This window comes from Candidatus Aquicultor sp., from assembly GCF_054640775.1.
On record NZ_JBTSLF010000121.1, the window covers coordinates 1 to 7,815 of the forward strand.

A 7,815-nucleotide genomic window follows, 5' to 3' on the forward strand; every position below is an offset into this window, starting at 1 on the left:
CTTTTCTCGTTGTTAAATCAACCTTCAGGAGGGTGTTCGCGGCCTCGCTGCCGCCGCTTGCATATACGGCGAGCTGTTTCCCGTTCGGGTACCATCCTAAAACGGCGCACGGAACTGATCTAAACTTCCCTAAACCGAACGTTTTCCTTCCGCTTCCATCAAGGTAGTTGATGACGACAACGTTATACTTGGCCAGATGTTTTTTGTCTTTTCCACTTTTAGTGATCGTCTTAACATACGCAAGCCGCCTGCTGTCGGGCGACCAGTTCGCCCATCCGAGAACCGAATCATCGAGGGTGCGCCTGTTTTCGCCGTTGAGATCGACCAGGTATAAGAGGTCGGGCGAGGTGAAGTATGCCAACCGTTTATTATCCGGCGAGACTTTCAAGCCATCGACCTGCCCATTCTGTTTAAATAGCAGCTCTCTCTTCCCCACCCCGAGGGCGACGGTAGAGATAGCGGATATAATCCGGCCGTTTTCATTACCCCACTCGGAGAAGACTACTTTTGTTTTTCCCGCTACCGGCTCATTGCCCACAGGTTGCTTTGTCGTGCGACCGGACGAGCATCCGGTGACGATTACCGAGCTTATGATGAACAAGAACGCGGCAAGTAAAACTGTTGGAACTATTCTTTTAATCTCGCGAATTAAAGACATAGCCGCTCCTGCTACTTACTAATAGTAGTTGGTCATATTCTGCTCGATTTGGGCTTCGGTGCCTTCACCTATCATCTCGGGGCGTCCTATGGGAACGGTGTCGTCGAATATGAGGTGGGCTTTCTTGCCCCACTCGAGATCGAGGATATTGCCAGTGAGCTTGCCTTTTTGCTTAAGAAACTCCCGGCCGCGTGGGTTGGCTTTAAAGATGAACGATTCAGCGACATGGGTTGCGGCCATCCGTTTGACCTGGCGGTACATTTGCATGCCGATGGTGGCGTCTGAGAGTATGACGCCCAGGCCGTGGCAGCACGGGCAGGTTTCCGCCTGGAACTCGAGGAGCCCCTGGCTTACGTTCTTCCTGGTCATCTCGACAAGCCCAAGCTTGGATATCTCTATGACGCGGGTCTTGGTCCTATCTGAAGCGAGCGCCTCGTTTAGCACCCGGGATACTTCTTCCCTGTTATCGGGGTCTTGCATATCGATAAAGTCGATGACGATGATACCGCCGATATCGCGCAGCCGGAGCTGTCTGACTATCTCCCCGGCGGCCTCCAGGTTGGTCTTAAAAATCGTCTGCTCGAGTGTTGTTTTGCCGACATACTTACCCGTGTTGACGTCGATTGCCGTGAGCGCCTCGGTGTGGTCGATGCTGATATAGCCGCCGCTTCGCAGCCATACCTTGCGCTTCATGGCATTTTCGATGTCCTGATTGATGTTGTATTTATCGAAAAGCGGAAGCCGCTCGGAGTACAGCTCGACACGCTTGGCCAGCTCGGGGTCGGTGGACCCCAGGAAGTCCATGATGGCGTCGTAGTCTTCTTTGCCGTCGATGACAAGACGCCTGAATTCGGGCGAAAACAGGTCGCGCACGATCCTGAGCGCAAGCTGCGGCTCTTGATAGATAAGCTGGACGGGCGCAGCATCGCGTACCTTCCGGCTTATCTTTCTCCAATATAAGAGCAGGCGTTTTAAATCCGCCCGCAGATCGATAAGGTCTGCGCCCTCGGCGGCGGTTCGGGCTATAACCCCTTTACCGCGCGGTTTTATTCGCTCACAGATCTCTTTTAGACGACGACGTTCCTCTTCGGGCAGACGCCGTGACGTCCCCACGAAATCGGAATACGGCAGCAACACGAGGTAGCGCCCGGCCAAGGTCACCTGCGTGGTTACCCTGGCCCCCTTCGAGTCCATCGGCTCTTTGATAACCTGCACCAGGATATCCTGGCCCGGCTTGAGCAGATGTTGGATGGGCGGCATCGGTTCGTCTTCGTTTTTCCCGGGAAAAACGATTTCTTCCACGTATAAAAACGCGTTTCGCTCCACACCGATATCTACAAACGCCGCCTGCATCCCGGGGAGGATGTCCTTGACTCTTCCCAGGTAGATGTTGCCGACAATCGACGGGGCCTCCCGCCGCTCAAGGTATACCTCGACGAGTTCGCGGTCCTCGAGAACGGCAGCCCTGGTCTCGAAGGCGTCAACAGAGATCATTAACTCACGATTTGTCACGCTCACTTCCCATCTTCACACTTTCATAAAAATTATAAATATCTATCAACGGGTTCTCCCGGTTAACATACTGCTCGATGCGGTTAACTTCTGTAATCTTGAACCCTTCAATATCTGGGGAGATTTCAGACAGTTTACCGGCTATAAGTTCAGGGCGCGTACTGTCGCTATCGCCGACCGATATCAAGATGTGAAACTCGTGCTCATTGCCGCTCTCATGCACGATCTTCCAATCGAGAATAGCTACGTTTGTCTTTACCCATTTTTCCTTTCCCTTATGCCGTACCAGCAACCGCTCTTGGCCCCTGATTTGTTCGATAAGGGATGCGATATCAACGGAATCGACATCGAACTCGGCCTTCACCCGATACGCCGCACTTTGTACGGCGCTCGTAATCGAGGGCTTCTTATCACGAATATATTTCGCCCTGTAGATGCTTAATCCCTCTGGCAATGCGGAAGTTATTTTCTTTATTAGCTCATCTTCGGGAACAGGATACACCAGCTCTGCCTGCAAGTATTCCGCCGAACTCGCAACACCGACGGAAAGCGCCGGGCCGTGGGATACCTTGGGCCTTGGACTAAATCCACCACTGACCTGGACCTCGACGCCGGCACGCCGGAACGAGCGCTCGAGAGCACGTATCAGTTCCAGGTGAGATAAGTATTTAAGCGGACCGCTCTTGCCGTACTTTATTAGAACTTTCATAGTATCAATCCATTCACCCATTTACCTGTTCACCGAATAAAAGGTTTTCGGCATCCAGGTTCGGGCAGACTCCGCAGGCGGAGCACATACCCTCCCTGCAGTCTTCCGTTAACTCGCCGGCTAGGGCGTTTTTGTATTCCGACTTGAAGAACTCCTGCGTTGCGCCGGTATCTATATGCTGCCAGGGCAGAATCTCGTCAAGGTCGCGCTCTCTGGCCGCATAAAAGCCCGGGTCGAGCCCCGCGTCTTCAAAGGCCTTGAGCCAGTTATCGTAATTGAACTCCCTGGTCCATGCGTCGAATTTACAGCCCGACTTCCAGGCCCGGTATATCACGTCGGAAAGACGCCTGTCGCCACGGGCTATCGCACCCTCGATTACACTGGACTTGGCGTTATGCCATTTCAGCGTGAGGTGCCTCCTCTTGATCCGGTCTCCCAGAAACTTTTGCTTTGCTTCGAACTGCTCAAGCGTGTCCTGGGGCACCCATTGAAACGGGGTGTCGGGTTTTGGCGCGAACGCCGACACGCTGACCGCCACTATCAGGCGGGATTTCGCCGATGGGTCGAGTGTTTGCAACCCGACGTCCACGACCTTTTTAGCGAGATCGACGATGCCTTGCAAGTCCTCCTGTGTTTCAGTCGGAAGCCCGATCATGAAGTAGAGCTTTATCCTCTGCCACCCCTCTTGAAATGCTATTCTTGCGGTGTTGAGGACATCTTCTTCGGTGACGTTCTTGTTGATGACGTCTCGCATACGCTGTGTGCCCGCTTCCGGGGCAAAGGTAAGTCCGGTCTTTTTGACTTTGGCGATTTCCTTTACCAGCTGAACGGAGAACGCATCAACCCGAAGCGATGGCAACGATATCGATATTCCCTGCTCGGTATAGCGATCTGAAAGCTCTTTCAGTACAGGTGCGATTGACGTGTAATCGGTGCTGCTGAGCGACGATAAGGACACTTCTTCATGCCCCGTGTTTTCAAGTATCGTCGCAATGCCCTCTACCACCTGGTCTTTTGTCCGCTCCCGCACCGGACGGTAGATGATACCCGCCTGGCAGAAACGACACCCCCTAGTGCAACCGCGCATGACCTCGACCGAGCAGCGGTCGTGCACCGCATCCACAAACGGGACGATCGGTCGCGCCGGAACTGCGGTTTTGCTGAAGTCTTTTACAATGCGCCGGGTCACGGCCGCCGGGGCGCCATGCGAACTTATAATGCCTTTCACCAGGCCGTTCTTCTCATAGGCCACCTCGTAAAACGCGGGAACATAGATGCCAGGTACCTGCGCGAGCGTTTCGAGGAGGGCGGTTTTATCCGTACCCCCGCTACTCTTCCATCCTTCAACAATATCGATAAGCTCGTGGATCAACTCCTCGGCCTCACCGACGACAAAGGCGTCAAAGAACGCCGCCATCGGTTCGGGGTTGACCGTACCAGGTCCCCCGGCGATTACCAGCGGGTATGACGCGTCGCGGTCTTTTGCGAAAACCGGTAGGCCCGCGAGATCGAGCATATTGATAACGTTGGTGTAGATGAGTTCGTGCTGAAGCGTAAAGCCGAAGACGTCCAGATCGGAAACTGCGCTGTGTGTTTCCACTGTAAACAGAGGAATGCCGGCGTCACGCATGACGGCCTCCATATCGATCCACGGCGCATAAATGCGCTCGGCAAAGACGTCCTCGCGCTGATTGAGAATCTCGTAGAGTATCTGAAGGCCCATGTTGGGCAGGCCTACTTCATAGGTATCGGGATATGCTAATCCAAATCGCAGAAGGTCTCCGGAAATCTCCTTATGAATCGAGTTGAGCTCATGATTTATGTACCGGCTCGGCTTCTCCACCTGTTGAAGTACCTGCTCTATGCGTGCCCAGAGATTTCTGTGTTTCGGCTCTGTCGCCGTTTGTTGTCTCACTGTTTGTCGTTCCACTGTTTACTATGTCACCTTTCCAGGACTCAAAATATCGTTTTGCAAGCTGCCCCATCGCTATCGTTCCGCCGTAGGCGACGCCGCCTTTAAGCGCCCAGCCCACTACCGGCACGGTGCCCGCGACCTGCCTCGCGGCTTCTCTGAACGCGAAACCGCCGCCGACCACAGCCAGCACTTCATAAAGCCGCTTCACGCTGAGTTCTTGATTATACACCGCGGACAGCCTGAGTATCATCTTAATCTGATTCATCGTTAGAAGGGGCATGTCGGCCCCGGGGATAAATACCGCTACGCCGATGAGCGCGTTTTGCTGCGCCGTCTTGGCGATAATACGCGAGACCACTTCGTCTTTAAATATCGGAACCGCCGCGCCGAGGGCGACTTCTTTATCACCTATCTTGCTTACGATTCGCGGTATCAGCGTGGTCCTGATTTTTTGAACATCCGAGAGCGGAACAAACGCAACGTCTTCCCCGCTGACACGGAACACATCCGCCAGGTTATCTACCAGCCATTCGTTGATCTCCCGGCCGGTTATAACGATAAGTTTCTTCTTCGCCCTCGATGCTTGCTTGGCAATCGAATCCACGCCGTCTTTAAGAGTACCCGGCGATACAACGACGAGCGCTAGATCAGCCGCCTTTAGCTTGGCCTTTCTTGAAGCCTCATCCCGCACTTCACTGAGTCCGAAAACAACGTTATTTCCCTCAGTGAGCTGCAGTATTGATAATATCTCAGCCTCTACCTCAGGTTCAGCTAGAACCGCGATTTTAACCTCTTGCTCGACTTCCCCACGAACCGTTTTGAGAACCTTATTGACGTTTTTGATTTTCCTAAAATGATCGATATATGACATAGCTTTTCCGTTTTCTCCTTATTCCAAGGCATACAAATAAACTATCGGCTTGGCCCAATTATAATCGACACCCTAAAAGAACAGTATGCAGTAAGCAGAATACAACCATCTACCTTAGAACAGTGAAGCTACTACGCCTAGACACTAATAAGTGGCAATCATGCGTACTGCACCCGAGATTCTTCGCTATCGCTCAGAATGACACCTAGCAATAGTCTTCCTTATAGCCCACTCTCTAGACCTGCACTCATTCGTAATTCGACATTCGAAATTCGTAATTCCTCTGCTCTCTATTATATATAACTTTTCACGTAAATATTAAGAAGTATTCCAACGCTTACAAGATGTACGATAAGTGAGCTGTTTCCATAGCTGATGAATGGTAGCGGGATACCAGTAATCGGCATAAGACCGATCGTCATACCGATGTTTACCAATATTTGGAATATCCAAAGCGAGACTATCCCGGCGGCAAGCAATGTCCCAAAGAGATTCTTCGAGAATGCGGCGGTTCGCAAGCCGCGCATTATCAAAATGAAGAACAAGAACAGCAGAACCGACGTGCCGATGAAGCCCCCTTCCTCACCGATGACCGAAAATATGAAATCGGTGTGGCGCTCGGGTAAGAACTGGAGCCTGGTCTGCGTGCCGGAAAACAGCCCTTTTCCGGAGAACTGTCCTGAGCCCACCGCTATTTTTGATTGCAAGAGGTTATACCCGGCACCCCGAGGGTCGTTATCCGGGTTGACGAAAACGGTGAGCCTATCGACCTGATATGGTTTTACCGCATGGAACTGGATCGCGGCAAAGCCGATGATGATGCCGGCAAGGATGATGATCGCAAAGTGGCGCGCCGGAAAGCCGGCCACCAGCATCATCCCGAGCAGAATAGCCACGTAGCACATGGCGGTTCCGAGGTCGGGCTGGGCCAAGACAAGAAGCAGCGGCACGCCGATATGAAGCAGCGAGGCGGCTAAATCCTGGATGCCTTCAAGCTGGGTCCTACGCGAAGTCAAAAAGCTCGCAAACGTGATGATGAGGATGAGTTTCGAAAATTCCGATGGCTGGAGCTGAAACGAACCGATATTTACCCAGCTCCTGGCACCGTTAACAGTGTGCCCGATGAACGGCACGATGATGAGGATCGCGATGTTGAGAATGTAGAGCGGGATCAAGTACCTCTTTAAACTGTTGTAATTGGAAAAACTGGCGATAAGAAGGCCAATAAGCCCGATGACGATGCTGAGAACCTGCTTCTTTAATAAGAAGTACGGGTCGCCCCCGCTTTGGGCATTTGCCTGGGTCGCGCTAAACACGGCCACCATCCCATAGGTGCAAAGAAGCAATACGGTGACGACCATTGTTAGATCTACTCTACGATTAATACTTAATAAATCCATGCTATTTACCTCGAAGTATCGGTGACGGCGCCCGGTCCGCTGTCTGCGACCCCAAGGGCCACCGCAAGTATCTTGCGTGCCGCCGGAGCCGCGATCGAGCCGCCGTGCCCACCTTGCTCTACCATTACTACAACCACGTATTTAGGCTCATCCACAGGCGCATAACATGCAAACCAGGCGAAGTCCTGCTTGCCGCTTACCTGGGCGGTTCCGGTTTTACCGGCGGTGCGCACCGGAAATCCAGAGAAGGCGCCCTTCGCCGTTCCGTGGCTTATGACCTGCTCAAGGGCCTGCTGTGCGAAGGTGATAATATCCTTCCTGATCGGGACCTTGCGCTTATCTTCCGGTTTGAGCTTGAACTCGGTCTTTACGTTTTCATTCCATGATATCATCGCCTTGCCCACATGGGGGCGATAAAACATCCCCCCGTTGGCGATAATCGAGTAGAGCGAAGCTACCTGAAGCGGCGACGTTAAGAGGTCGCCCTGGCCTATCGCAAGGCTAATGGTGTCTCCAGGATACCAGCGCTGATACTCGGGGTTGTTTTTATTAAAATCACGCTTCCATTCTTTGTTCGGTACCCGGCCTCTCTTCTCCATAGGCATATCGATCCCGGTCAGAGAACCAAAGCCCAGGACTTTAGCCCAGTATTGCAAACGCTCCTCGCCCTGCTTGTAGAATTTGTTCCCGAGGATGTAAAACACGGTATCGCAAGATTGGGCGATTCCTTCGGTAAGACCCAACGCGCCG

7 protein-coding genes are annotated in these 7,815 nt (G+C 52.7%); all 7 read right to left on the minus strand.

Features of this window, described 5'->3' with window-relative positions:
- Positions 1 to 658: TolB family protein (locus ACYC56_RS10100; RefSeq protein WP_461374057.1), on the minus strand; the 658-nt coding region annotated here is incomplete at its 3' end.
- A gap of 18 nt (positions 659 to 676) precedes the next feature.
- Entirely contained in the window at positions 677 to 2,170 is a 1,494-nt protein-coding gene (locus tag ACYC56_RS10105; protein ID WP_461374058.1) for an Rne/Rng family ribonuclease, read from the minus strand.
- The gene (locus ACYC56_RS10110) at positions 2,157 to 2,900 is read right to left on the minus strand and encodes a TIGR03936 family radical SAM-associated protein (RefSeq protein ID WP_461374059.1); all 744 of its coding nucleotides are present in this window, start codon (positions 2,898 to 2,900) and stop codon (positions 2,157 to 2,159) included. The genes ACYC56_RS10105 and ACYC56_RS10110 overlap by 14 nt, the downstream gene beginning before the upstream one ends.
- The gene (locus ACYC56_RS10115) at positions 2,893 to 4,809 is read right to left on the minus strand and encodes a TIGR03960 family B12-binding radical SAM protein (RefSeq protein WP_461374060.1); all 1,917 of its coding nucleotides are present in this window, start codon (positions 4,807 to 4,809) and stop codon (positions 2,893 to 2,895) included. Before ACYC56_RS10115 ends, ACYC56_RS10110 begins: the two co-directional genes overlap by 8 nt.
- On the minus strand, positions 4,691 to 5,665 hold the full coding sequence (locus ACYC56_RS10120; protein ID WP_461374061.1) for a hypothetical protein: 975 nt from the start codon (positions 5,663 to 5,665) through the stop codon (positions 4,691 to 4,693). The genes ACYC56_RS10115 and ACYC56_RS10120 overlap by 119 nt, the downstream gene beginning before the upstream one ends.
- Positions 5,666 to 5,958: 293 nt before the next feature.
- Positions 5,959 to 7,065 carry a rod shape-determining protein RodA gene (gene rodA / locus ACYC56_RS10125; RefSeq protein ID WP_461374062.1) on the minus strand — a complete coding sequence of 369 codons (1,107 nt, stop codon included), beginning with the start codon at positions 7,063 to 7,065 and terminating at the stop codon, positions 5,959 to 5,961.
- Between the two features lie 5 nt (positions 7,066 to 7,070).
- A partial coding sequence (locus ACYC56_RS10130) for a penicillin-binding transpeptidase domain-containing protein (RefSeq protein WP_461374063.1) occupies positions 7,071 to 7,815 on the minus strand: 745 nt, incomplete at its 5' end.